This window comes from Streptomyces sp. NPDC127117 (assembly GCF_042677325.1).
Lineage (GTDB): Bacteria > Actinomycetota > Actinomycetes > Streptomycetales > Streptomycetaceae > Streptomyces.
Map to the genome: position 1 here is coordinate 18,788 of NZ_JBHXTM010000058.1, position 26,179 is coordinate 44,966.

General features: G+C 70.4%; 19 protein-coding genes and 4 pseudogenes. 11 read left to right on the forward strand and 12 right to left on the reverse strand.

Annotation, left to right across the window (positions count from 1 at the left end; all coding sequences use genetic code 11):
• Nucleotides 1-92 precede the first annotated feature (92 nt).
• From ACFVH0_RS33990 to ACFVH0_RS34000, 3 genes and pseudogenes are all read right to left on the reverse strand, one after another.
• On the reverse strand, nt 93-602 hold the full coding sequence (locus ACFVH0_RS33990; RefSeq protein WP_385826559.1) for an RICIN domain-containing protein: 510 nt from the start codon (nt 600-602) through the stop codon (nt 93-95).
• A 554-nt stretch (nt 603-1,156) separates the two neighbouring features.
• Nucleotides 1,157-1,393: a hypothetical protein gene (locus tag ACFVH0_RS33995; protein ID WP_385826561.1), complete on the reverse strand. Its 237-nt coding sequence runs from the start codon at nt 1,391-1,393 to the stop codon at nt 1,157-1,159.
• Between the two features lie 105 nt (nt 1,394-1,498).
• Nucleotides 1,499-2,241 (reverse strand): annotated as a pseudogene (locus ACFVH0_RS34000) (transposase family protein).
• A 408-nt stretch (nt 2,242-2,649) separates the two neighbouring features.
• On the opposite strand from ACFVH0_RS34000, the gene ACFVH0_RS34005 reads away from it, so the two are divergent.
• Nucleotides 2,650-3,012, forward strand: coding sequence for a hypothetical protein (locus ACFVH0_RS34005; RefSeq protein WP_385826562.1), 363 nt, complete (start codon nt 2,650-2,652; stop codon nt 3,010-3,012).
• A gap of 7 nt (nt 3,013-3,019) precedes the next feature.
• Here the strand turns inward: ACFVH0_RS34005 and ACFVH0_RS34010 are convergent, their stop codons facing one another.
• Nucleotides 3,020-4,801, reverse strand: coding sequence for a hypothetical protein (locus ACFVH0_RS34010; protein WP_385826564.1), 1,782 nt, complete (start codon nt 4,799-4,801; stop codon nt 3,020-3,022).
• A 68-nt stretch (nt 4,802-4,869) separates the two neighbouring features.
• Here ACFVH0_RS34010 and ACFVH0_RS34015 point away from each other — a divergent pair.
• Nucleotides 4,870-5,064: pseudogene (locus tag ACFVH0_RS34015) on the forward strand (IS5/IS1182 family transposase); the annotation flags it as partial.
• 510 nt (nt 5,065-5,574) lie between these two features.
• Nucleotides 5,575-7,149 (forward strand): alpha/beta fold hydrolase, encoded by a 1,575-nt coding sequence (locus ACFVH0_RS34020; protein ID WP_385826566.1) that lies wholly within the window; start codon nt 5,575-5,577, stop codon nt 7,147-7,149.
• 81 nt (nt 7,150-7,230) lie between these two features.
• Here ACFVH0_RS34020 and ACFVH0_RS34025 read toward each other — a convergent pair.
• A pseudogene (locus ACFVH0_RS34025) lies at nt 7,231-7,488 on the reverse strand (IS5/IS1182 family transposase); the annotation flags it as partial.
• 68 nt (nt 7,489-7,556) lie between these two features.
• Between ACFVH0_RS34025 and ACFVH0_RS34030 the strand changes: the two are divergent.
• Nucleotides 7,557-8,417: pseudogene (locus ACFVH0_RS34030) on the forward strand (transposase); the annotation flags it as partial.
• Nucleotides 8,418-8,450: 33 nt separating this feature from the next.
• On the opposite strand, the gene ACFVH0_RS34035 reads toward ACFVH0_RS34030, so the two are convergent.
• Entirely contained in the window at nt 8,451-10,238 is a 1,788-nt protein-coding gene (locus ACFVH0_RS34035) for a sulfatase (RefSeq protein ID WP_385826568.1), read from the reverse strand.
• 115 nt (nt 10,239-10,353) lie between these two features.
• On the opposite strand from ACFVH0_RS34035, the gene ACFVH0_RS34040 reads away from it, so the two are divergent.
• From ACFVH0_RS34040 to ACFVH0_RS34060, 5 genes are all read left to right on the forward strand, one after another.
• Nucleotides 10,354-11,313, forward strand: coding sequence for a formylglycine-generating enzyme family protein (locus tag ACFVH0_RS34040; protein WP_385826570.1), 960 nt, complete (start codon nt 10,354-10,356; stop codon nt 11,311-11,313).
• Between the two features lie 71 nt (nt 11,314-11,384).
• Nucleotides 11,385-11,954: a PadR family transcriptional regulator gene (locus ACFVH0_RS34045; protein WP_385826572.1), complete on the forward strand. Its 570-nt coding sequence runs from the start codon at nt 11,385-11,387 to the stop codon at nt 11,952-11,954.
• Nucleotides 11,955-12,105: 151 nt separating this feature from the next.
• Entirely contained in the window at nt 12,106-13,680 is a 1,575-nt protein-coding gene (locus ACFVH0_RS34050) for a sulfatase (protein ID WP_385826574.1), read from the forward strand.
• A 25-nt stretch (nt 13,681-13,705) separates the two neighbouring features.
• Entirely contained in the window at nt 13,706-15,067 is a 1,362-nt protein-coding gene (locus ACFVH0_RS34055; protein WP_385826576.1) for an MFS transporter, read from the forward strand.
• A 25-nt stretch (nt 15,068-15,092) separates the two neighbouring features.
• Nucleotides 15,093-15,236, forward strand: coding sequence for a hypothetical protein (locus tag ACFVH0_RS34060; RefSeq protein ID WP_385826578.1), 144 nt, complete (start codon nt 15,093-15,095; stop codon nt 15,234-15,236).
• Nucleotides 15,237-15,534: 298 nt separating this feature from the next.
• Here the strand turns inward: ACFVH0_RS34060 and ACFVH0_RS34065 are convergent, their stop codons facing one another.
• The 6 genes from ACFVH0_RS34065 to ACFVH0_RS34090 form a co-directional block, all read right to left on the reverse strand.
• Nucleotides 15,535-15,675, reverse strand: a complete 141-nt coding sequence (locus ACFVH0_RS34065; RefSeq protein WP_383859317.1) for a hypothetical protein — start codon at nt 15,673-15,675, stop codon at nt 15,535-15,537.
• Nucleotides 15,676-15,787: 112 nt separating this feature from the next.
• Nucleotides 15,788-15,985: a hypothetical protein gene (locus ACFVH0_RS34070; RefSeq protein ID WP_385826580.1), complete on the reverse strand. Its 198-nt coding sequence runs from the start codon at nt 15,983-15,985 to the stop codon at nt 15,788-15,790.
• Nucleotides 15,986-16,243: 258 nt separating this feature from the next.
• Complete coding sequence (locus tag ACFVH0_RS34075; RefSeq protein ID WP_385826582.1) at nt 16,244-17,920, reverse strand: FAD-binding dehydrogenase; 1,677 nt, start codon at nt 17,918-17,920, stop codon at nt 16,244-16,246.
• Nucleotides 17,921-18,037: 117 nt separating this feature from the next.
• Nucleotides 18,038-20,578, reverse strand: a complete 2,541-nt coding sequence (locus ACFVH0_RS34080) for a beta-glucosidase (RefSeq protein WP_385826584.1) — start codon at nt 20,576-20,578, stop codon at nt 18,038-18,040.
• A gap of 26 nt (nt 20,579-20,604) precedes the next feature.
• Complete coding sequence (locus ACFVH0_RS34085) at nt 20,605-22,071, reverse strand: sulfatase-like hydrolase/transferase (RefSeq protein WP_385826586.1); 1,467 nt, start codon at nt 22,069-22,071, stop codon at nt 20,605-20,607.
• A 40-nt stretch (nt 22,072-22,111) separates the two neighbouring features.
• Nucleotides 22,112-23,407, reverse strand: a complete 1,296-nt coding sequence (locus tag ACFVH0_RS34090) for an MFS transporter (RefSeq protein WP_385826588.1) — start codon at nt 23,405-23,407, stop codon at nt 22,112-22,114.
• 295 nt (nt 23,408-23,702) lie between these two features.
• On the opposite strand from ACFVH0_RS34090, the gene ACFVH0_RS34095 reads away from it, so the two are divergent.
• A complete protein-coding gene (locus ACFVH0_RS34095; RefSeq protein ID WP_385826590.1) occupies nt 23,703-24,710 on the forward strand; it encodes a LacI family DNA-binding transcriptional regulator in 1,008 nt (335 codons plus the stop codon).
• A 914-nt stretch (nt 24,711-25,624) separates the two neighbouring features.
• A partial coding sequence (locus ACFVH0_RS34100) for an MMPL family transporter (protein WP_385826592.1) occupies nt 25,625-26,179 on the forward strand: 555 nt, incomplete at its 3' end.

Genomic DNA, 26,179 nt, shown 5'->3' on the forward strand with positions numbered 1-26,179 from the left:
CATCGTCACAGCGCCCCCTGCCCGGCTTCGGCCGGGGCAGGGGGCTTTCGTGATGCTGCTTCGTGCCGGTGTACCCGACCGCCCTGAAGGGGTCAGCGGACGTCGAACGAGTGGGCCTGGTAGTTGTTGGCGGGGGCGCAGTCGTTCAGGACGGCGATGGTGGGCACGGCGGAGGAGGACAGTTGCTGCATGCACTTGTTGTAGGCCAGGTTGCGCAGCAGGTGCCGGCTGGGCTTGCCGGAGTCCGCCATAGTGAAGGTCTGCTCTTCCCACCGGGGATCGCACGGACGCTGCTGGAGGGCGTCCCCGGTGCTCGCGCTCATAGCGGTGACGCACATGTCGCTGTTGAGATTACGCAGCAGGAAGGTGGTGCTGGTGACCGGGTCGATGGCCCACTTCTGGGCCAAGGCGTCGGTGTCGGTCTGGTACTGGAGCTGGGCAGCGCCGACCGTCGAGTTGCTGGCGACGCCGAGGACGAGACCGCTGGCCCAGGCGCGGACCTTGGTGCCGCTCAGCGGCCCGGTCGCGTCGGCGGTACCCACCCCGAGTACGGTCGCGCTGAGCGCTGCGGCAACCATGACGCACGCAGATCGGATGCGCATGAAGGACTCCTCCACTTAGAGCGGTCACACTTTGTGTCCGATTGATCACGGAATGTATAGCACTGGTTTGGGTGCCCCCCCGCCAACGCACCGCAACGAAGAGGGTGACTCGGCTCGCCCGATCAGGCAGCCCTCGGCTGCGGCAGTCACCGCTCCGCTCTGCGTGGCTCTGTCGATGACGAGGAGCAGCGTTTCTCTGGCGGTTCGGGAGGCGTTCCCCGCGTCGAATAGTCGTCCTAGGTGAGCTTCCACCGCAGCTTGGTACCCACCCAGTCGGCACCGTACGTGCACTGTGCGGACGTGGCCGGCGCACCCTCCGGGCACTCGCCGCCGTCCTGGCACCCGGCTGACAAGGGTGACGTCCGCCTCCGGACAGCCCGTCCGGAGGCGGAACCCTGCACCGCCACGAGCCAACGACCGCAGAGCCTGACGCGCCCGGGCCCGGACAAGGCAGACGCCCCGGACCGCGACTGCTACGGGTCCGACGAGATCATGCCGAGACGCCGTCGAGGCGGGCGGCCCGCGCCGGAACACCCCATTCCTCGAAGTGCCTGTCAGGAATGCAGCGTCGTGAACTTGATGTCGTCGGTTTCGAGGCCCGTGGCCGTGTTTCGCCCGGTGGGGAATTGGCCGCGCACTTGGCCGTAGAGGTCGTACCTTCCCGTGTCGTTCTTTTTGGTCCAGAACTTGATCGTGCCCCGGAAGTCAGGGCCGCTGAGGTCCTGCTTGATCTCGGCGAGGAGACTGCCCGTGACGGGGAACGTCCTGATGTTCCCCGGCTCGATCTCCACGGAGAGAGTGACATCGGCGTCCAGCTTCTCTCCGCTGACCTTGCCGGTCAGCTTTAAGTGGCCGATCTCGGCGAGGACGGAAGCAGTGAGCCTTTTCCATCTTGATCAGCTGGCGAGTTCGAGGGCGACGACGGCCCGGACGAGGGCGGTGATCCGGGTGGTGCTGCAGCGGATTTTTCGCAGGAGCCGCCAGCATTTGAGGATCGCCATAGCGCGTTCGCCGAGGCTGCGGATCTTGGCGTGGTCGCGGTTGTGACGTCGGCGCCAGCCGCGCAGGTGCCTCCCCCGGATCGGGACGCGTATCGCGGGGTCGGCACCCTGATACGCCTTGTCGGCCCAGCACTTGATGTTGTCGGCGGCGAGGGCGTCGGGGATGCCGTGTGTCCGGGCCGCGGTCAGGTCGTGGGTGGCTCCCGGCAGGGCGTCGGAGGCCCAGATCAGGCGTCCTGCGGGATCGGCGAGGACCTGCACGTTCATCCCGTGGTGCTTCTTCTTGCCCGAGTAGTGCGGCCGGTCGGCGGCGATGCGGTCGATCGGGAACGCGGTGCCGTCGAGGGTCACGTACGCCTTCCGTCGAACGCCTGCTCCAGGGTGGGCGCGAGGGCGGCGAGCAGATCGACGGCCTCGCGTATGCAGCGGTAGACCGTGGCGATTCCGATCCGGAAGCCCGTGGCGAGACGGGCGTAGGTATCGCCGCACCTCAGATGGGCCAGGTCGAGCAGGGCCTGTCGGCCGCAGGCCAGGCGGCGCCACCGGGAACCGATCCGGCGACGGTGGTCTGCGAGCAGGCCGGCGAGGTACCGCAGGGTGCGGCTGGACAGATCGATGGCGGACGGGTAGACAAGCACGCGAAGCTCCTGGCGGACTGGTGATCTTGGTCGTGAACCCGTCTACCAGGAGCTTTCTTCGTGCCCACGCCGGGGCTGCCGATCCGACCACCCGTCAGGTTGGAAACGGCTCACTGACCCTAGGCAGACTTCCGGCGGTCGCCTCCTGCACGGGGGCGACCGCCTTTGCCGCACTCAGGCTTCACGCCGGCACCCGCGATGGAAGCAGCCGTGACGGGCTCGCTGGTCACCTTACCGCCCGGGTTTTCGTTCAGCGGCCAGCTTCGAGAAGGCTCACCCCCGCTGAGCGAAATCCATGGCTCCGCATGTGCGGATTGCCAGGAGCACCGCGCGCGGGGAAGCGCCGGCGCGTGACGGGGTCAGGGAAGAGGGTGGCAGGTGATGTGGCCGCGTCAATAGAGTGACGGGATGGGACTGTTCAAGCGGAACAAGGCGACGTCCGGCGTGCTGCTCGTGTCCGACAGGGGCATCCAGCAGGTGAAGACCGCGTCGTACGGGATGGATCTCGTGCAGGAGGTCGCTCGTCTTCTCGGTTCGGAGCACATACGCTCCACCAAGCTCGGCGAGGAGCTCACCCTCTGGTGCGCCGAGGACGGCCCGGGTCGGGCGCGCTCCGGCCCGCCCAACCCCGTGGCCAGTCGGCTCGCGTCCGATCACGGCGTGGCGCCCGTCACCGGTCCCGCCGTCGTCACCGGTCCGTTGCTGTACGGCAGCCCGTACCCGCTGGGCGCCGAGGAGATCACGCAGGTCTCGGGGCGACTGCACGGATAGCCGCGGTTCAGCCGGCCATGGCCGCCACGATGCGGGGCAGGAGTACGGCGTTGGCGCTGCCGAGTGACACCCTCACCGGCTGTTGCCTGCCCCGTTCATGGATCCACACCAGGCCGTTCGCGACCTCGACGTCCGTGATCGAACCCCAATCGGCCTCCATGACCCCGCGCAGCGTGAGCCCGCCGCGGTGCACGCGCATCTCGCCGATGGTGAACGACCCGCCGCGCCGGATCAGGTTGAGATGCTCCGCGAGCAGCTGGGGTTCCAGGACACGCTGTGCGAACTGGACCAGGGCCCGCCACGCTTCGGGGGCCTCGGCCCTCTTGCCGCCCTTGCTCCAGATCAGATTTCCCAGGCTCTCCGGTGAGTTCCCGTATCTGCCCACGCCGAACGTGTACGTATTGGTGTACATGGAGGGGAACAGGAAGCCCTGGTGTTTGGTCCGCGAGACGGGATACCGGACCCACTCGATCTCCTCCCAGGCCAGCGAGTCACCGCCGTACGTGATCCGCTGCTGGTCGGCGACCACGTGTGTCGTCCAGCCGACCAGACTGTCCACGAAGGGGCGCTCGGGGGCCTCCTGGCGCGGGGGTGCGGATCGCGGAGGTGCCGTGTGCGGGGATGCCGTGCGCTGGCCGTTCGCCCCGGCATAGGCCCGCAGCCACGCCGGTACCTCGGTCCGCGGGTAGGCGGCGAGGTCGTTGCGGTAGTGCGTGGGGGCGAGCAACTGCCCGTCGGGGAGCCGCTCGTCACCGTAGTCGTACTGGGTGGAGACCTGGGCCTGGCCGCCGGATCCCTTGGTGACGGCGACCATCAGACGCAGCCACGGTCCGGCCGGCATGGCGGCCGCGAGGTGGCGCTGGCGGCGTACGAGGAGGGCTATCTGCTCCGGCACCCGTGCCTCCATGGGCCGTTCGTGCTGCCAGAAGCGCAGATCGGCCGTCTCGGCAGAGACGGCGCAGGAGAATGCTGCCACCATGCGCTCCCACTGCTGTGGTCCGCACAGCGCCAGCTGGCGGGCGATCTCGTCGGTCAGCGCGGTCACGCGGGCCGCCGTCACGTCCTCGGGCGGGGCGCCGACGACGGTGAAGTCGGTGATCGCGCCCGGCTGCCCGGACCGGGCATCGAGGCGCTCGAACTCCGCCTTGAGGTCGTTCATGAACGTCTCCTCGGCGGGCGGACGCCGTACGAAGGCCTCCTCCGCGGTGAACAGGGCGGCGGCCTGTTCGGGCGGGATCGCGGAGGTGACCTCCTTGATGCGCCCCGTGTCGCCGACCATGAACACCGAACGGCCGACGGGCATGTCGAGGAAGGCCATGGGATCGCTGTCGTCGACGTCGACGGGCGCGTATACGCTCCAGCCCGCGGCGAACCGATCCGCGACCAGGCCCTGGGTCGGGTAGTCCAGGCCGCCGGTGGCGATGTGCTCCTGGACCAGGGCGATGGCGCGCCGCTCGTCGATACGTCCGACCGCACCCGGCTGCGGGGCCCTGCCCAGCGGATGGCTCGGGTCCGCCCCGTCCGGGCCCGGGTAGTGGTGGGTGAGCTCGAACCACAGGCGCATCTCGTCGGCGGTCACCGCGTCGGTCCCGGGGCTCACAGCGTCCCACGTGCCTCCGGGATCGCGGGCGTAGAGCCCGACGGACTCCCCCTGGGAGACGGTCACGTACTCGCAGGCATGGAAGTCTCCGTACGCGGCGACCACGGTGAGCGATGGCGCGGCGGGGCGCTCCTCGCGGGCGATCTCCCTGCCGTCCATGCTCGTCGCGGCCAGTACATGGCGGGGCATCAGCACCACTCCCTTGCAGACATGGGGCACGACCGTAGCCCAAGGCGACCATCATGGTGAAGAAGGGGATCCCGTTTCGGGGCCGCCGCCTCAAGCGGTGGAAGCGCCGCCACAACACCACCCACGCCAAGATCCGCTGCCTCGGCGAGCAGGCCATGGTGCACCCTCAAGGGGTGGCGCCTCCTGCGAAGCTCCGCCGCAGCACCAACCGCATCACCGACGTCGTCAAGGCTGTCCCCGTCCCTCACCACGCATCAGCGTGAGGTTGGAAAACGCTCAGTCTGTGAGTGCACAGCGAGTCTTCCGCGCGGCGGCCGGTGACCATCCGGGTTCGGAGCTCTCGGCACCAAGCCGTGCGTCCCGTCCCGGGGGCCGGAACGAATGGCCGCCGCTGTCCCACTGGCATTGACAAGGAGCACCTCGTGCAGGGAATCATCGTGCTCCATCCCGACAAGCTCGGGGAAGACCCCTCTGTCGGCATGGACTTGTGCCGCCGCCGTTGCGGGAGCGGGCCGCACACCATGCGCGACCCGCCATGGCGACGGACCGACCGGCCCGTGGCGCTTCCGTCCCGGCGTGTCCCGGCGCCGCCTCCCCGTCGCGGCCGGGGCAGTACGCAGGACGCACATCGGCGACCCGTCCTGCTGCACCTGACGTACCGCCAGTTCATGCCTCACGGCGATGCGCGTGGGTGGAGCGCGCTGAAAGGCTCGACCTGCCCGGCCCGGACGCTCTCCGGGCCGACCGTGTTCCTCACCGTCAGGAGAAGCAACATGATCACCCCCGGCACCGCCGTACGGCGCGCCTCGGCTGTGGGACTCGTCCTCGTCGCCGGACTCGCCACCGGCCTGTCCACCCCACCCGCCACCGCCGCGACGCCCGCGGCCGCCAACGCGGCCCCCGCGGCCGGGCTCGGCCGCTATTACCAGCAGCGCCCCCATTGGCAGCGCTGCGCCCAGGGTGCCGACGACGAGACGGGCCGCGCCCTCGACGCCGCGGGCGCACGCTGCGCGGACGTGACCGTGCCGCTCGACTACGGAAAGCCCCGCGGCCGGACCATCACCGTCGCTATATCCCGACTGAAGGGCACCGACACCCGTCACCGGATCGGCTCCCTCCTGGTCAACCCCGGAGGTCCGGGCGGCCCGGGCCTCGACACGGGGCTCGCCGTGCGCCCCGCGATGAAGGAGACCGGTGCCCGCTACGACCTGATCGGCATCGACCCGCGCTTCACCGGCCGCAGCACTCCCCTGGACTGCGGCCTGTCCTCCGGCCCCGGCCTGCTGTCGGCCGGCCCCGACCGGGCCGGCTTCGACCGCCAGACGGCCCGCGCCAGAAGCGTCGCGGAGCGGTGCCGGGCCACCAACGGCACCCTCCTGCCGCACGTCACGACACGCAACACCGCCCGCGACATCGACGTCGTCCGCAGCGTCCTCGGCGAGCGGAAGATCTCCTACCTTGGCTTCTCCTACGGCACGTACCTGGGCACTGCCTACACTCAGATGTTCCCCACCCGCTACGACCGGGTGGTCCTCGACAGTGCCCTGGACCCCGACCGCTACAACCCCCGCCTCCTGAAGGGCGCCGACGCCGAGAACGAGAGGGCGTACGACGACTGGGCCGACTGGACGGCCGCGCGCCACAGCACCTACGGCCTCGGCCGCACCCGCGACCAGGTACGCGCCACTCTCGACGACGTGATCGCCGCCTCCGCCCGCGAGCCGCTCACCGTCGGCACCGCCCCCGACGTCTTCCGTCTTGACGGCAGCCAGGTCCCCGCCCTGCTCTTCACCGAACTCGCCAACGACACCGACCCGGCGCGCGCCTCCCTGGCCGAGCACATGTCCCTGCTCGCCCGAGCCGCCGAAGGCCGACCCACGACCCTGCCGCCCGCCTTCGCCGGCCTGCTGCGCAGCGTGTTCACCCCGGCCGGTTCCTCCATCGCCAGCGTCCAGACCGCGATCCTGTGCGGCGACGTTTCCGCCCCTCGCGACCCCGAGACGTACTGGCGTGACATCGAACGGGGCCGCGCCGCCCACCCGTTGTTCGCGCCGCTGACCGAGAGCATCACCCCGTGCGCCTTCTGGGACCGCCCGCGCGAGGCACCCGTCCGGGTCCGTCACGACACCCAGGCCCTGATCGTCGCCTCCACGGGTGACCCCCGCGTCCCCTACACCAACAGCGACGCCCTGCACGACCGCCTGCCAAGCTCCCGCCTCCTCACCCTCACCGGCGCCAACCAGCACGTGAATTACGCCGTCTACGGCAACGCCTGCATCGACTCCACCGTCAACTCCTACCTCGCCACCGGCCGCCTGCCCGCCCGCGACCGTACCTGCGCCAAGTAGCCCGGCAGCTGCTTCACGAGCCCTCGGCCCGGACGTCCCGCGACGCCCGGGCCGAGCGCCCCGTTTCCCCGACCCTGGCACGACCAATCTGGCGGCGAGGTGGGGTGCGGCCCGGTAGGCGATGGCGAGCTTGTCCGTTCGCATGGCCAGGCCGCGCCACTGCTTGAGCCGGATGATGCATCGCTCGACTGCGTTGCGCTGCTTGTACGTCTCCGCGTCGAAGGACCGCGGTCGGCCGCCGACACAGCCTCGCCGCAGACGGTCGCCGATCTGGTCGGACGGCTGGGGGATGACAGCGCGGATACCGCGTTGGCGGAGGTGACTGCGGATCACCGGAGAGTGCCTCTGAACTGGGGAGATAGGGCTTGTCTAGGGTCCTGTCCGCCCCAACGAGAGGCACTCTCCAGGTGAGGAAGCGTAGCGCGTCGTACCCGCGTGTCCGTATCGAGAGTGGCGGTCACGGGGTGGTCTCCCAGGCCGGGGGTGTGCTGCTGGTCGAGACCGCCCGCAAGAGCGGCCTGGATACCGCGATATCGGCGGCGCTCGTGCCCTGGCGGCGCCCTCGGACGGTGCACGATCCGGGCAAGATCCTGCTGGATGTGGCGCTCGCGGTCGCGCTGGGCGGAGACTGCCCGGCCGATGTCGGCATGCTGCGGGCCGAGCCTGCCGTGTTCGGGCCGGTGGCCTCGGACCCGACCGTCTCCCGTCTGGTCGACCACCTCGCCGCTGCCGGGCCGAAGGCCCTGGACGCGATCCGCACCGCTCGGGCCGATGCCCGCGAGTACGTATGGAAGCTGGCCCGGAACGAGGCGCCGGATAGGGACGGCCACGTGATCGTGGACCTGGACGGCGTGCTGGTACTGGCGCACTCCGAGAAGCAGGCCGCCGCCACCTGGAAGAAGACCTACGGGCACCATCCGCTGATGGGCTTCGTCGATCACGGACGCGGCGGCACCGGGGAGCCGGTGGCCGCCCTGCTGCGGCCGGGGAACGCGGGCTCCAACACCGCCGCCGACCACATCACCGCCACCCGGCTCGCCCTGGCCCAACTTCCCCAGCGGCATAGTCGCGGCCGGTCCACACTGATCCGCACTGACTCCGCAGGCGGCACCCACGAGTTCGTGGCCTGGCTCGCCCGGCGCGGGAGGTGGTTGTCGTACTCGGTCGGGATGACCATCACCGAACAGATTCACCAGGCTCGCCCGGTCGCGTCGCTCCCTCCCGCTGCGGCGACGAGTGCAGCGGCGGCCATGTCCACTGGCGCATGGAAACCACCACCACGGACGGCGCGTCGGCGGGTGCTACTTCGGTGTTGTGGTGTCGATCTCGGAGAGGCGGGCCGCGATCTCCCGAAGACGGTCGGTGGGCAGCAGGCCGACGGCGATGGCGGCTATCTGGAGGAGGGAGAGGTTGACGGCGCGCTGGGCGAAGGGGCCGTCGAGGAGGGCGGCGAAGTGGGCGCGCACGACGGCTTCGGCTTCTGGGTGGGCGATGAGGTCGCGCAAGGGGACCTGCACGCTGAAGGGACCGGTCGGGAAGTCCTCGGGGCGGGCCGGCGGCTGGAGAGCGGCGTCCGCCTGCGGCTTCTGGGTGCGGGCCAGAAGGTGTTCGGGCGTGACCGGGCCCGTGGGCGGCAGGCCGAGGCGCTCGTATTGGCCCAAGGGGGCGTCGGCGGCGCGGAGCTGTTCGGTGAGCAGAGTGGCCATGCGTAGTTCGAGGGCGTCGTCCAGCAGGGGGTGTTCCTGACCGGGGTCGGTGTGCAGGTCGAAGAGGAGCGTGCCGAAGGAGTAGGGGTTGGACAGGGCGTGCCCCGGGACCTTGAGCAGAGGGACGTCCTTGGTGAAGGAGAAGGGCGGGACGAGCTCGGCGTTCTTCAGCTCGGCGGGGGTGAAGAAGCCCCGCATGTGGGTGGGCATGAGGGTGTGCTCGTGCAGGGGCTGGTTGTACGGGTTCGCGCAGGCCCGCATGTAGACGTAGCGGCCGTCGGTGACACTGACGTGGCCGCCGAAGCCGCCGAACAGGCCGGCCTCGCGGACCGGGGTGTCGTCGGCCACGGTCCGCCGCAGGGGGTGGCCCTGCATGTCGGGGGTGCGGTCGACGCCGAAGTACTCCAGGAGCGTGGGGCCGATGTCGACGGTCTGGACGAGGGCCTCGCGGCGCTCGCCCCGGACCCGGCTGCACGGATCCCAGACGAACAGCGGGGTGTGGATGGTCTCGTCGTACCAGGGCGCGACGCCCTTGCCCCACCACTCGTGCTCGCCCAGAAGCAGGCCGTGGTCGGTGTTGACGATGAGGAGCGTGTCGTCCCACAGGTCCAGCTCGTCCATGGCGTCGAGCACCCGGCCGAGGGACTGGTCGCACATGGTCAGTAGGGCCGCGTACTCAAGGCGCGCGTGCTCGGTCTGCTCCGCGGTCTCCTGGACGCGCTTGTAGTCGGGCCAGTCGAAGTGCGGGCCGTCGTAGGCGTGCGGGTAGTGCCGCTTGTGGCGTTCGTAGCTGAAGAAGGGCTCGTGCGGGTCGAAGGTCTCGATCTGGAGGAACCAGTCGTCCGCAGCGTGGTTGGTGTGCAGGAACTCCAGCCCCGCGTCGAAGGTGCGGGTCTGCGGGTGGTCCTCCTCGGAGGCGAGGTGCTGCCGGTTGACCCAGTCCTGCCGCCAGACGTGGTCGCGGCGCACCCGGTCGGCCTCGGGGATGTCGGGGTCGGCGACCTGTCCCTTCCAGGGGTCGCCTTCCTGGCCGCGGAAGAACTCGTAGGTCCGGAAACGGCCGTGGTACGTGGCTCCGCCGTCTTCCCAGTAGTGGGGGTGGTCGGTCGCCAGGTGGGTGTGGATCCCCTGCTTGCCGAGCAGCTCGGGGACTGAGTCGTCGAAGGGTTCCAGGGGGCCCCAGCCGCGGTGCAGGAAGTTGTACCGCCCGGTGTGGAGCTCCCGCCGGGCCGGCATGCACGGCATGGAACCGGCGTAGCAGGTGTCGAAGGTCGCCGTGCGTGCGGCGAGGCGCCGGAAGTTGGGCGCGTGAATCCAGTCCGCGCCGTAGGGCGGCAGGAAGCGGCGGTTGAGCGTGTCGAACATGACCATGACGGCCTTCATGGGGTTTCCCTTCCCTGGGCTCGTCTGCTATGGCTATGTACGTTAGAACATAAGTGCCGAGGACCGGAAGATCCGGTTCCCAGAAGATCCGGTTCCCCGGAAGGAGCGGACCGTCATGTCCGAACACACCCCGACCCGCGTCGCCCCCTGCTGCAGCCCCTCAGGGGGACGGTCGCGCGCCCCCCTGCCGCCGCCCGGCCCGGCTCCGCGCCGGGAGGCGTCCACCGAAGGTATGGTGCTGCTCCCCGGCGGCGAGTTCCTGATGGGCGCCGAGGACGCCGAGGGGTTCCCCGCCGACGGCGAGGGGCCAGTGCGGGCGGTGCGGCTGAACCCGTTCCGCATCGACGCGCACGCGGTCACCACCGAGCGCTTCGCCCGCTTCGTCGCCGACACCGGGCATGTCACTGACGCCGAGCGTTTCGGCTGGTCGTACGTCTTCGCCGGCTTCCTGCCCGCCGCCCTGCGCAGGGGCGCCCCCCGCCCCGAGCGGACCCCGTGGTGGTGCGGTGTGGAAGGGGCGACCTGGCGCCACCCCGAAGGTCCGGGCAGCGACCTCGCCGACCGCGCCGACCACCCGGTGGTCCATGTGTCCTGGAACGACGCGGCCGCCTACGCGGCCTGGGCCGGCAAGCGGCTGCCGACCGAGGCCGAGTGGGAGTACGCGGCCCGCGGCGGCCTGGAACGGAAGCGTTACCCGTGGGGCGACGAACTCGACCCGGACGGCACGTACCGGTGCAACATCTGGCGCGGCACCTTCCCGTCGAAGAACACCGCCGCCGACGGCTACCGGGGCACCGCCCCCGTCGGCGCCTTCGAACCCAACGGCCACGGCCTGTACAACATGTCCGGCAACGTGTGGGAGTGGTGCGCCGACTGGTGGACGACCGATCACCCCGCCACTCGTCCTCTCGTCGACCCGCGGGGGCCCGCGACCGGCACGGACAAGGTCATCCGCGGCGGCTCGCACATGTGCCACCGCTCCTACTGCAACCGCTACCGTGTGGCCGCGCGGAGTGCCAACACGCCGGACAGCTCCAGCGGCCACGCGGGTTTCCGCTGCATTGCGTCCGCATGACAGGTCTTGACACCGCGCCACGTGAAGGTGAACCTGAGGTTCATAAGTTCCAACGAACATAGGTGGCTCAGATGCAGCTCGACTTCGTGATCCTGGGATCCCTCGCGCTGCGCCGCCTGTCCGGGTACGACCTGCGGCGGTGGATGGACGGCCCGGGCCGGTACATCGGCTACGACGTCCAACTGCCGCAGATCTACCGCCAGCTCGGCAAACTGGTCGAGCGCGGCTGGGTCGCGTACGACGTCGATGCCCGCGAAGGCCGGCCCGACGCCAAGCTGTACCGGCTCACCGAGGAGGGCCGCGCGGCCTTGCTGGAGTGGGCCCGCTCGCCGTTCCAGCCCTCGCCGCGCCCCAGGGATCCCGACTTCACCCTGCGGTTCGTCTTCGCCGGGCAGCTCGACCCCGAGATCGCACTGGACACCGTCACCACGGAGCTGGCCTACCGGCTCGAACACCGCCCGGCCGTGCCGTCGGGGCCGTTCCCCGACCCGTACGACCCGCAGATCCCTGAGCTCGACGCCGACTGGGCCGGTGAGATCCACACCATGGCCCACGAACACGGCTACGCCTACGGCGCCTCGTACATCGCCTGGCTCGAACTCACCAAGGCCCGTCTGGAGGCGCGCCTCGACCGCGGCTGACCCGCCGCACCGCCGCGCCGCTGCACCTTCGGACCTCCGCACCTCCGGCCCTTCCACCCTCCCGGCAGCCGCCCTCGCGGCGACCGGTCGGCCGGCGTTTCCCGCCGAGCCGTACCGGTGATACCCCCTGCCCGAAATCCCCGGAGCCGCCATGCGCATCATCTATGTCGACGTGGACACCCTCCGCGCCGACCACACCACCCCGTACGGCTACTATCGCCCCACCACCCCCCACCTGCGGAAGCTGGCCGACAAGTCGGTCACCTTCGACCGCTACTACTGCTCCGACTCGCCCTGCCTGCCCTCCCGGACAGCCCTCATCAGCGGCCAGTTCGGCATCACCAACGGGGTGATCGGGCATTTCGGGCCCGCCGCGCAGTTCCGGCTCGACTCCGGGCACGGGCCCGAACCGGACCGGCCGCTGCTCGGACAGCGGCTCGGCTGGGGCGGCTACTACACCGCGGCCGTCTCCGTGTTCGCCGAGCGGCACCGCGCCTACTTCTTCCACGGCAACTTCCGCGAGTCCCACCGCGCCACGGACCGTTTCGGCGACGAACCGGCCGAGGACGTCAACCGGGTGGCCATCGACTGGATCAGGCGTCACGCCGAAGAGGAGGACTGGTATCTGCACGTCACCTACTGGGACCCCCACACCAACTACATCCAGCCCGCCGAGTGGACCGAGAAGATGGCGGCCTCCGGCCCCGTCCAGGAGTGGCCCGACGAGGAGACCATCGCCGCCCACGCGGAGATCTACGGCCCGCGCAGCGCCCTCGACCTCCACTGCTCCCTGACCGGCAGTGGCCGTTCCCCGGTACCGCACAACATGCCCGACGCCATCCGCTCCCGCGCCGACTTCGAGCACCTGATCAACGGCTACGACGGAGCCGTCCACCACTGGGACCACCATTTCGGCCGGCTCATGGCGACCCTGGAGGAACTGGGCATCGCGGAAGAGACCGCGGTCATAGTCAGCGCCGACCACGGCGAGTCCTTCGGCGAGCAGGGCTCGTACGCGGAACACGGCCTGGCCAACGAGCCCACCCACCGGCTGCCGCTGATCGTGTACTGGCCCGGCGTCACCGACCGGCTCCCCGCCGAGGCCCGCCGCAACGACGCCCTGCTCTACAACATCGACCTCGCACCTACCCTGTGCGACCTGCTCGGCATGGAGACACCCGCGGGCTGGCAGGGCGAGTCGTTCGCCCCCGCCGTACACGGCGAGACCATCGAGTCCCGCCCCTATCTGGTCCTCGGCCACGGGGCCCACACCTACCAGCGCGCCGTCCGCACCCGGGACCACCTCTACATCCGCACCTACCATCCGGGAGCCTTCCGCGCCGAGTGGGAACAGCTCTTCCACGTCACCCACGACCCGTACCTGACCCGCGACCTGCTCGACCAGGAACCGGAGCTCGCCGCCACCATGCGCTCCCACCTGGCCGAATGGCTCCACGAGTACGCCGGCCGGCCCGGCTGCCTGCCCGATCCGATGCAGACGACCCTGCAGACCGGACCGACGTACTACAACGACCCCGTCCGCTACGCCCGGCACTTGCGCGACACCGGCCGGGAGCACCTGGCCGACGACCTCGAAGCCCGTCTCGCCTCCCTGAACATCCCGGCGTCCTGGCACGCCCCCGACCGCCCACGCACCGTCGAACTCGCCGCGCGCTGGGCGGAGCTCCTTCAGACCCGCGACCAGCGGCCCATCCAGCCGAACTGACCTGCCCGAGCCCTCAGGAGTCCCGATGCACTCCGCTCCACCAGTTCCGACGGACGGCGGCGCCTCCCTACCGCCCGCCACCGGCCGGGACAGACCACGTCGCCGGCGTCAACTGCTCCTGCTCAGCGCCGCCAACAGCGCCGACAGCGGCGAACAGAGCGTGATCTCCGTGATGTTCCCCGCCATCCGGGCCGCCCTGGACCTCCCCCTGGCGGCGCTCGGCGTCCTCGGCGCCACGGCCAAGCTCGCCGGCGTGGTCTTCGGGCCGCTGTGGGTGAGCATCGCCCAGCGCGTCCCCCGCACCCAGGTCCTCGCCGCCTGCTCCGGCCTGTGGGGCGTATGGACCATCGCCACCGGATTCGCGCAGAACTACGCGCAGCTCCTGGTCATGTCCACCATCGTCGCGGCGGGCATCGTCGGCGGCGGCCCGCTGGTCAGCGGAATTCTCGCCGACCTCTTCGACGACAAGTCCCGTGGCAGGGCGGCCGGATTCCTCTTCGGAAGTGTCGCCCTCTTCACCGGAGCCCTCGGCCCGCTGCTCGGACAGCTGTCCCGGTTCGCGGACGGCTGGCGGTACGGATTCTTCGCCGTCGGAACCACGCAGATCCTGGTCGGCCTCGCCGTCCTGCGGTACTTCAAGGACCCCGGCGTCGGCGCGGCCGAACCCCAGCTTGCCGCCCTGGACGCGACGGCCCCGACCCGGCGCCCCCAAGCCCTGAACAGGGCGAACGTCCGCCGGCTGCTGGGCATTCGCAGCTTCGCCCTGATCTGCGTCCAGCGCCTGTTCGGTTCCCAGTTCATCCTGCTCGCCTTCGGCGTGGTGTTCCTGGTCGACGCTCGCGGTTTCAGCAACGCGTCGGCCTCGCTCGTGACGCTGCCCACCGCTGTCTCGTACTTCCTCGGCACGATCGGGGGAGGCGTGCTGGCGGATCGCATGCAACGCCGTTTCCCCCGTACGGGGCGCATAGCGATCCTGCAGACGTCCTACCTGGTGTACGCGGTCGTCGCGTTCCTCACCACCCAGATCCCCTGGTCGTCGCTCGCCGCCTACGCCGCCCTGTTCTCCCTCCTCGGCGCCCTGCAGGGCATGCAGCCGAGCCTGAACCGGCCCCTCATCATGTCCGTCGTCCCGCCCGAACTGCGCAGTGCCGCCTTCGCCCTCTTCCTCGCGATCGAAAGCGTCGCCTGGGCCGCGCTCACCGTCTTCGTCGGTCAGCTCGGCGACAGCACGGGCCTTGAGAGCGCGTTCCTGTGGAGCCTCGTCGTCGTCATCCTCGCCGGAGGGTTGTTCGCGAGCCTGTTGTACCGCCCGTACGCACGCGATCTCACCGCCTTCCAGCACGAACTGGACCGCCGCGCCGCAGGCAGCGGCCAATCCCCGGAATGATGCACAGCAGGAAAGGTCCCACCTCATGTCCGATCGGCCGCGCCCCAACTTCGTGATCTTCATGCCGGACCAGCTGCGCGCCGACGCGATCGGCGCCTTCGGCGACCCGCACATCAGCACTCCGCACATCGATGCCCTTGCCGCCCGCGGCACCCCCGACACCATGTAGGGGTGGACGCCGACTGGGGCGTCCGTCCCGCCGGCCACTGCGGCCACGCCGTCCCCGCCCCGCCGCCGACCAGCCCGGCCGCCGCCAGTACCCGTCGCCAGCACCCGCCGCAGTGCGCCAGACCCACGCGCCATCTCCCCGCCCCCTTCGCGCCGCCTCCGTCGGAGGGGGGCGTGGCGGTCCCCGAACCTTCCGGATGCACGCCGGGGCCGCAAGCGGTGAACCGGCCGTTCCCGATCACCCGGGTCCAGCCGGTCCGACGCCGGTCACGCTCTGCGCACGGGAGCGGCCCGGCTGGTCAGGCGCCGATGACGGCGGTGAGGTGGAAGATCTGCGGGAAGGTGGTCCCGAAAGTCAGCAGGGCGGTGGAGCCGAGCAGGGCGAGCGCGGTCCGGGAGTGTACGGCGGCGGGCGTGACGGCGCGGCGGACGGTGTTCACTGGGACAGGACCTCTCGGTGCCGGAAGTGGTCGGGTGGTCAGGGCGTGATGACCGGGCCGAGGACGTTGATCAGGTCGATGACTGCCTGGGTCAGGCTCACGGGAGTCTCCTTCATGGTGTGGGTGCGGGGCGGGGTTCGGACAGGTCAGCGCAGCGGCAGGGCGGCTGCGCGGCGTGTTGTTCTTCCAGGCGGTGCAGGCGGCGGGAGAGTTCCTGGACTGCGGCGATCGGCACGCCCTGGGCGTCGACGACGTCGATGGTCGTCTCCCGCCCGCCGCAGCCGAAGGTGCCCCGCCGGTCCTTGGCCATCGGGCCGATGTGCAGGGTGTCGGGATCCCCGTCGTAGCGCCACTCGCTGACGGAGAGCCCGTCGATGAGCCGGACGATCTCCGCCCGGCTGAGGGGCTCGGTTCGTTCGGTGCGAGGTGGCCGCGAGGCGAACCTGCGGGCCAGGACGGTGAACGTATGGGTCCTCCGACCGCTGCCGGGGCCGGACGGTCAGGTGAGGGGGTTGATGTCGTGCTTCACGTCATGGTGGGTTGGGGAGGACGAGCGGCACCCGTGTGGTCATGAGCCGGTCTGGGCGGCGGCCGCGCGGCCGGCCTGGCGGCCGGTGAAGAGGCAGCCGCCGAGGAAGGTTCCTTCCAGAGCGTTGTATCCGTGGGCGCCGCCGCCTCCGAAGCCGGCCACCTCGCCGGCGGCGTAGAGACCCTCGATGGGCCGGCCGTCGTGGCCGAGGGCCCGGGAGTCGAGGTCGGTTTGGATGCCGCCGAGGGTCTTGCGGGTCAGGACGTGGAGTTTCACGCCGATGAGGGGACCTGCGGCGGGGTCGAGGATGCGGTGCGGGGCGGCGGCGCGGCCGAGGCGGTCGCCGAGGTAGCGGCGGGCGTTGCGGATGCCCTGGATCTGAGAGTCCTTGCTGAAGGGGTTGGCGATCTGTAGGTCGCGGGCCTTGATCTGGCGTCGGATCGTGGCCGGGTCGAGGAGTGGCTCGTCGGTCAGGCGGTTCATTCCGGCGATGAGTTCGTCGAGTGTGTCGGCGACGACGAAGTCCTCGCCGTGGTGTTTGAACGCTTCCACGGGCGTCGGTGCTCCCTTGCCGAGCAGGCGGGCACGGAGGAAAGCGGCGCGGTCCTTGCCTGTGATGTCGGGGTTCTGTTCGGACCCGGACAGGGCGAACTCCTTCTCGATGATCTTCTGGGTGAGGATGAACCAGGAGTGGTCGTGGGCGGCGATGTCCGGTGTGGTGCGCAGGTGCCGGAGGGTGCCGAGGGTGTCGTAGCCGGGCAGGCAGGGGGCCGGAAGGCGCCTGCCGAGGGCGTCGAACCACATCGGGGAGGGGCCGGGCAGCACACGGATGCCGTGGCCGGACCAGATCGGATCCCAGTTGCGCAGTCCCTCGGTGTAGTGCCACATGCGGTCGCGGTTGACCAGTCGCACGCCGACTGCCGCGCTGATGTCGAGCATGCGTCCGTCGACGTAGGCGGGGACGCCGGTGACCATGTGCGCGGGAGGTGTGCCGAGGCGGTCGGGCCAGTGGCGCCGTACGAGGTCGTGGTTCGCGCCGATGCCGCCGGTGGTGAGGATGACTGCCTGTGCGGTGAGTTCGAACTCGCCCACGACGTCCCTGCTGGAGGCCGCCCCACGCGGCGAAGGGTCATCGGCCAGCCGTGCACCCCGTACACCCTTGGCCGTGCCGGCTTCGACGAGGAGTTCGTCCACGCGGTGGCGGTGGTGGAAGGTGAGCTTGCCGTCTGCCGCAGCTTTCTGGGCATGGCGTACGAAGGGCTCGACGACGCCGGGGCCGGTGCCCCAGGTGACGTGGAAGCGGGGCACGGAGTTGCCGTGTCCCTCGGCTCGGAGGTCGCCGCGTTCGGCCCAGCCGACGGTGGGCAGGAAGGACAGGCCGTGGCCGGTCAGCCACGAGCGTTTCTCACCGGCTGCAAATTCGACGTAGGCGCGGGCCCAGCGGGCCGCCCAGGAGTCCTCGTCGTCGAGCCGGTCGAACCGCGCGCTGCCCTGCCAGTCGTTCCAGGCCAGCTCGCACGAGTCCTTGACGCCCATACGGCGTTGTTCAGGTGAGTCGACGAGGAAGAGGCCGCCGAACGACCAGTGTGCCTGGCCTCCGAGGTCGGTCGGTCCTTCCTGGTCGACGAGGGCGACGCGTCGTCCCCGTGCGGTGAGTTCGTGTGCGGCAACCAGGCCGGCGAGGCCGGCTCCGACGACGATGACGTCGGCGTCCATGGATCTGTCTCCTTCTCCTTCCGCTGCCGTGGTGGCCGGGGGCGGAGGGGATCGGGTGCGGAGGGGTGCTGTGGGACCGGTTGTCAGGTTCCGGTCCCACAGCGGTCGGTGGGGCGGTCAGCCGGTGATGTGCAGTTCGGTGGAGAGGGCGGGTGTGGTCGCGTCGTGGGCGGCGTGGACGGTGTAGCGGCCGGGGAGCGTGGCCCAGGAGCCGGACGTGGTGTCCCAGATCTGGAACGCGCGCTCCGGCAGAGTGATGTCCACTTCGGTCGCCTGGCCGGGGCACGCGGTGAAGGAGGCGAAGCCGGCCAGCCATTGTTCGGGGCGCCGGGGTCCGCCGGCCGGGGTGGCGTCCGTGGGGCTTACATAGATCTGGACGACGGCACGGCCGTGGCGGCTGCCGGTGTTGCGGGTCCGGACGCGTATGGTGCGGGCACCGACGAGCTCGATGTGCTCGTACTCCCAGCTGGTGTAGCCGAGTCCGAAGCCGAAGGGGTACGCGGGCTCGCTGTCGTGTCGCTGCCAGGCCCGGTAGCCGATGAACACCTCCTCGTCGTAGCGCAGGACACCGGCCTTCGGGGTGACCTCTCGGACGGGCGCCTCCTCCAGGCGGCTGGGCCAGGTGGTGGGGAGCCGACCGGCGGGTTCGGCGTGGCCGAGAAGGGCATCGGCGAGGGCGGCGCCGCCCTGCTCCCCGGGGAACCAGACCACAAGGACGGCGGCGACATCGTTCCGCCACGGCATCTCGACGGGGGCGCCCGCATTGACCACGACCACGGTGCGGGGGTTGGCGGCGGCGACGCGGGCGACGAGTTCGTCCTGCCGCCCCGGCAGGCGCAGACTGCTGCGGTCGAAGCCCTCGCTCTCCACGGTCTCGGTTGTGGCCACGACGACGATCGCTGTGTCGGCGGCCGCCGCTGCGGCGACCGCCTCCTCGATCAACTGGTCGTCCTCGCCGATGGGTTCATGGTGAGCGAGCCCGAAGGTCACGCCCCGCAGGGATCCGTAACTCATCTTCGGTGTCGAGGCCAGGAGCCTGACCTCGACCGGCAAGCCGGCAGGGAGGTCCGCGACGCCACGCTCAACCGGGGGGCCGGTGATGGCGGCGAGGGGGTCGGCGTCTGCGGGGCGGTGGACGCCGTCGAAGAGTGTCTTGTCGCCGACGGTGAGGCGGAACACGCCGAGACCGCGGGTGCCGAACGCATGCGGTCCACCGGTCCGGGGGACGAACGTGCCGACGATTTCGACGGTGTCCAGCGCGTCGAAGTCCGCGCCGCCGGGCAGGGTCTCGGCCATCCACCGGATGCGTCCGTCCGGCAGGGGCTGGTCGGCGAGCACGGCCCCGCTCGCGTCGCGGAGGATCGCGCGCAGGGTGAAGCCGTCGGCGGCGGGGGAAAGACCGTCACTGAGGCCGGCGCCCCGGACCCATGTGAGCGGGGTTCCTTCGGGCAGGGCGGCCCGCAAGCCCTCCAGCGGTGAGACAACAGCCCCGGGAAAGACGGTCGCGGAGCCGCCGCCCAGGATGCGGGCGTGGCGGGCGGCGTGGCCGATGAGCGCGATGCCGCCGATGCCGGCCGGGTGCAGTGGCAGGATGCCGCCGATGCCGGCCGGATTCAGGGGCAGGATGCGCTGTTTGTTGCGGAGCAGGACGAAGGAGCGGGCGGCGATCTCGCGAGCGCACGCCGTTCCGTCGGTCGGCGCGGGCCTGCGGGCGGCGGGGACGGCTGGTTCGGCTCCGGCGAGGAGCCCGAGCCGGGCGGCGAGCAGCAGGACGCGTCGCACGGTGGCGTCGACGGTCGCCTCAGCCACCTTCCCCTCGCGGACGGCTGCCGCGAGCGCGGGCCCGAAGACGGTCTGCGGGCCGGGCATCGCCACGTCGAGGCCGCCCCCGATGGCCCCTGCGGTATCGCGGGCGGCCAGCCAGTCGGAGACGACGACGCCGTCGTAGCCCCATTCCTCGCGCAGCACACCGATCTGCAGGGCACGGTGCTCGGTCATGGTGGAGCCGTTGACCGAGTTGTACGCGGACATGAGCAGCCACGGGTGTGCGGTGGCGATGATCTCCTCGAACGGGGCCAGATACAGCTCCCGGAGCGTGCGCTCGTCGACCTGATTGTCGACGGTGAAACGCTCGGTCTCCGCGTCGTTGGCGACGAAGTGCTTGAGAGTCGCGGCGACACCGCTCTCCTGCACGCCGGTGACGTAGCCGGCGCCGACCCTGGCGGTGAGCAGCGGGTCTTCGGAATACGCCTCGAAGTGCCTCCCGCCCAGTGGGGAGCGGTGCAGGTTGATCGTCGGGGCGAGCAGCACGTGCACGCCCTTGCGGTGGGCCTCCTGGGCGAGGACGCGCCCTGCCCGCCGGGCGAGCTCCGGATCCCAGCTCGCGGCGAGCGCGGTCGGGCTGGGCAGCGTCAGCGACGGATCGTCCGGCGTCCAGCCGGAGCCACGCACGCCGACCGGCCCGTCGGACATGACGAGGGAAGAGAGTCCGATCTCGGGCAGGGCCGGCAGGGACCACAGGTCCTGCCCGGCCAGAAGGCGGGCCTTGGAGTCCAGGTCGAGACGGGCGAGCGCCGCCTCGACCACCTTGCTGTAGCGGGGATCGTCCGCGTACCCGCCCGGGTATGCGTCGGTGGTCACGTCACCGGGGGTTGCCATAGTGGTGTGCTTCCTCTTGGGGCTGGTCAGGACTGGGGCACGTCGCGTCGTGCGGCGGCTCCCGGGACCGGGAGGTCGACGGCCGGGAGCCGGGGATCGGCAGCGGTGGGGATGACGTCCGCGGTCTCGACCAGCCACCGCAACATCGCGTCGTGCATGCGCTGCTGGACCGCGGCGTGTTCGGACCGGCCCGCAAGGTTGACCCGCTCGTGCGGGTCCTCGCGGCGCGCGTACAGCTCGGGCTCTTCGTACAGGCGCCACACGTACGTCCACTGCTGGTCGCGTACGGCGATGGCCTTGCCGGCAAGCGTGGGGTCCGCGTGCTGGAGTGCGGACTTACGGTCATAGGGGAAGGTGGCGTTCTCCATCCGGGGTTCCTCGGCGACGGTGAATCCGCCCTCGGTGAAGGCGAATTCACGGTGCGGAGCCGACGGGTCCTTCAAGAGCGGGACCAGACTGCGCCCGAAGTGGGAATGCGGGGCCTCGACACCGGCGATTTCGAGCACGGTGGGCAGGATGTCTACGAGTTCCACCATCTCCTCGCAGACCTCGTCACGGCCGAGCCCGAGGCCAGGGCCGCTGATGATGAGCGGGTCACGGGTGATGCAGTCGTGCATTGCCGAGGGCCACTTCTCGATCAGTCCGTGGTCCCCGAGGTACTCGCCATGGTCGGCGAAGAACAGCGTCACCGTGCTGTCCGTCGCGCCCGCGCCGTCGACGGCCGCCAGCACGCGCCCGAGGTGGTCGTCGAGCCGGGACACCATGCCGTAGTAGGTGGCCGCGACCTCACGCCACTGCTCGGCGGTGACTTCGCCGAGTTCGTACCGCTCGCGCAGGGCGGCCATGAACCGCGGCTCACGTGCCGGATCGCCCGGCGGTGCCGGGTCGGGGACGGTCGCGCGGTCGGTCTGCGAGTACCAGGGTTCGGGAACCTGGAAGGGGCAGTGCGGGGCGACGAGGGGAACGAACAGGACCCACGGAGCCGACGGAGGTTCGCAAAGCCACTCCTCGGCCGTGCGCACGGCGGCCTCGTCGGGATCGACACGCCCGTCGTCCGGGACGAGACCGCGGTAGAAGAGACGGGACCAGACGCCGTCGGGATACTCGCCGCCGAAGCCGACGGTCGGGGCGACGGAGAAGCCGTACTCGTGCACGCTCGCCTCGGTGACGCCCGGGGCGAAGGTGTCGCCGCGGGCGCCGGCCCAGGTGACGTGGTAGCCGGCGTCCTTCAGGATCCTGAGCAGGTTCGGCTCGTGCTCCTTGAGCAGGTGGGTCAGGGTGCGGTGGCCTGCGGTATGCGGGTACAAGCCGGTGAGGAACGAGGCACGGCTGGGCGAGCACACCGGGTGCTGTACGTACGCCTGCGTGAATCGGGTGCCGTGGGCGGCGAGGGCGTCCATGTGCGGGGTGCGGGCGTGCGGGTTTCCGAACGCGCCGACCGCGTCCGCGCGCAGTTGGTCCGGCACGAAGATCACGAAGTTGGGGCGGGACACGTGGGGCCTTTCTATGAGGGGAACGATGACGGGCGAGGGGTCAGCGGACGGAACGGATGCGCTGGTTGCACACCGCTCCGACCAGGCCGACGACCGCTCCGCCGAGGAAGAAGGCCGCGTAGTTCTCCCCGTCGCCAATGGCGAGGAAGAGTGGGGCGACCGCGGGAGCCACCGACTGCGGAAGTACCTGGGCCAGGTGGAACACGCTCATGTCTTTGCCGGTGTCGGCACGCGACGGCAGCACCTCGGCGACCAGCGCCAGATCGACGGCGAGATAACAGCCTCCGGCGATACCGGCGATCGCGGTCGCCACGAGATACCAGCCGAGGGACGGGGCGAACGCGGCCATGACGTGGGCCAGCGCGAGCACGACCGCCGAGAGGAGGACGAAGGGCTTCCGTCTGCGCAGGCGGTCCGACAGTGCCCCGAAGACCACGCTGGCCAGGACCACGCAGACGGCGTTTACCAACAGTGCTTTGAACACGACGCCCCCGATGGTGTCCTCGTCGTATCCGAAGCGGTCCATGAGGAAGTACGTCTGGTAGCTGCTCAGGGTCACGTTGCCGAAGCCGACCAGGAAACGGGAGAGCCAGGCCCACGCGAAGTCTGGCTCCTTGCGGGGGTTGACCCAGTAGGCGCGCAGCCAGGTACGCCAGGTCAGCGGAGCGCGCCGGGTCTGCGTAAGGCGTCGGTCCGGCAGGACTCGCAGCAGGACACCGGCTCCCACCAGGCACAAGAGGGCGGGGATCAGGAGGGCAGCGGTCAGGTTGGGCAGCAGCGCCTGGACGAGGAAGGCGCCGCCCGCGACGCCGAGCTGTGTGGTCAGACCGGCGAGCGCGGTGACCCGGCCGAGCTGGGACGGGGGGACCTGATCGGGAATGACGGGGTTGAGACCCGCCAGCAGGATGTTGAACGTCAGCTGCGTCAGCGCCCAGGCGAAGACGAGCATGCCCGTGTTGGCCGCGGTGGCGAGCAGGACCAGGCTGACAGCGCCGGACATGGCGCCGAGGGCGATCCATGGGCGCCGCATGCCGAACCGGCTCGTCGTCCGGTCCGAGAGAAGTCCGAAGACGTTCTGACCGAGGAGCGCGACGACGGCACCGACGGCCAGAACCATCGACAGCACCGCTGCCTTGTCGTCGGGCGCGATCTGCTGGACCCGCAGTGCGAGCGTGATCTGGATGGCGGGGAGCAGAGCCAGCCAGGTGCCGAAGTACGCACTGGTCAGGGCAACGATGAAACCGGCTCCGACGCGGGGCGGCTGCGCCGCCGGCTCGGGGCCCGCGAGAGCGGCTGTGCCGCCGGTGGCGGGCGTTGCGGGATCGACCGTGTCCATGCGGACACCTCCGTTGCTCGGCGGGGATCGGGCCGGAACGCGTGGCGGACGGGAACAGAATCAGGTCGGCGGCAGCCCGGAAGGGACGATGGGTGGACACGTGTCCACCTTGGTCGTTCGTCAGCGTGACACGTGGATGAACAGAGAAACAAGAGCAAACAGGTGAGATTCTTGCCCTCGGCTCGTAAGATAGTGGCAACACGATGGACACGTGTCCGGCCTGCGTCTATGTCGGGCTGTCCTAGCCCGACGGCCACGCTGCAGCTGGCCGCGACCGAACAGGAGCCGACCGAACGTGAGCCCCGCCCAGCGCCGTCCGACGAGCGCCGATGTCGCCCGACTCGCCGGGGTCTCCCGCACCACTGTGTCCTCGGTCCTGAACGACGACCGGGACCGACCCATTGGTGATGAGACACGGCGCAGGGTCCTCGCCGCCGTACGCGACCTCGGCTACACCCCGCATGCCTCGGCCCGGATGCTCCGAGCGGGCCGCAGCAACATCGTGCTGCTTCCCATGCCGCGCCTCCCGCTCGCCCCCGCGCGCACCACCTACCTGGAGATCCTCGACCGGGAGCTGACCGCGCGCGGGCTCACCCTGCTCATCCACGGCGATCGTGAAGCGAGCGGAGTGACCGGAGCACGCCTGTGGGCCGAACACCGGCCCGCCGCCGTGCTCGTCGCGGCCGACCGATGCCCCGAGGAAGCAGTGCGACTGCTCCGGCAGGCAGGCGTCGACCACGTTCTCCTCGAAGCCCGCCGCCCCCTCTCCTACACGACGACGATCGTGGTCGACAGTGTCTCGGTGGCCGAACTCGCCGCCCAGTACCTTTTGGACCGAGGGCACCGCCAGCTCGCCTGCCTCGTCCCCGGCGGCGACATCGCCGCCCTCGCCCGTGACCGTTTCGACGCCGTGACGACGGTCGCGGGAAGAGCAGGCGTACCCGTCCAACGAGTCGACTGTGCCTTGACGACCGACAGTCTCGCGGCGACGGTCGGCATCTGGCGCGACCCCCGACGGCGACCGGACGCCGTCTACAGCTACAACGACGAGTTCGGCCTCGTCCTCATCCAGGCCCTGACCGACGCCGGCCTCCGGGTGCCCGATGACATCGCCGTCATCGGCACCGACAACCACCCACTCGGCGCCGCCCTCCGCCCCGGCCTCACTACGACCTATCTGGACCCCGTGGAAGGCGCTGTCGCGGTCGCCTCCTCCATAGAGCGGCTTCTCGGCGGCGAGGAACTCGACCCCGGCCTCGCGGAGATCGCCCAGCCGAGAATCATCACCCGGAGCTCCGCCTAACCACCCCCACCGGAGAGTTCACAGGCGTCGCGCATCGGCACATCCCGCGAAACCTGCACCAAGACCCGGTGCAAGTGCTTTACCTCGCCAGGGGGCGCCCTCGGCTCGCCACGGCGATCCTCACCGGGAGTACGACCGTGGAGGTCCGGGGGCAGCGATTTGCCGCTCCGCCCAAACCGCTGTGCTCCTTTACGCCATAGCGCCCGCTATGGCCATCGTGGGCGGCCAACCGCGCAGTTCCGCGATCCGCGCGGCCCGACTGTTCAAGAACGCGGCCAACTGCGGGTCCAGTAGCGGCTGCTTACTGCTGCCTCCGCGAAGGCTGCGGAGGCATGCCGAGAAGCGTCAGCTCCGTCAAGCGGGCTGGCCAGGGTGGAGGCCCGCCGCGGGGCCGCACGCAGCCTGACGTGGAGTTCAGGGACCGTGGGTTCCGCGTCAGTGCGAACAAGGTTCCGTGGACAGGCCTTGCTGTACTTGCGGCGGCTGGTCGCTGCCAGGCCGACTGGCGGGAGGCAGCTCGTGTCCACGGCCAGCGACTCTTCGTCTCACCCGGACTCGATCTCGTCGCCGTTCACTTCGGCTCTCAGGTCATCTCCCCGGACGTGCCGGTCACCCGCTCATCAAGGCGTTCCTATGGATCGGGGCTCACCTCGGGACGACTCGGTGAACTTCCTGTGAATCACGGCGGGACGACCGGGAGAAAGACCTGCTTTCCGCCGCTCCGGCCTTGTGGTTGCCGTCGCGCTTCACAGAGAACTCCCAGGATCTCTCCAGGAGCGATCAGGGGGCGCTGACAGCGTCGGTGCCGCGCCGACGTGCCGGCTCTGATCCTCGACTGCCTCTCCCCGGGCAGGACAACGAGGCGAGCGCTCGTCGGTCTTCCGATACGCCCCGACTGACGTGGAGCCTTTGCTGTGGCCTCGTTCTTTTCCCGGCTGGGCCGGTTCTCCTTCCGGAGGCGCTGGCTGGTCGCGTTGCTGTGGGTGGTCCTGCTCGTGGGGACGGGGGCGCTGGCCGGGAGGGCCCCCGCCGCCCCGCCCAACGACTTCTCGATGCCCGGTACGGAGGCGCAGCAGGCGTACGACCTGCTGGAGGAGCGTTTCCCGGAGCTGAACGCCGACGGCGCGACGGCCCGGGTGGTGTTCCGCGCGGAGGATGGCAAGGTCACCGACCCCGAGGCGAAAGAGGCTGTCCAGGAGGCGGTCCGGGAGCTCGGGAACAACCCGCAGGTCGCGCAGATCACCGACCCGTACACAACCCGATCGGTCAGCAAGGACGGCTCCACTGCCACAGCGTCAGTTTGTATGCTGCTGGCCCGAATACCCGCGACCCCGGGTCCATGCTGGCGGTCAACCGCGGCGCACCGGGCTCATGACTCCGGGCGTGCTCGGGTGCTTCCCAGATCCGGGCCGTGGCGGTCATGTACAACCGGCGGGTCGCCGGCATCTTCGTCTGGTCGTGCACCGCGG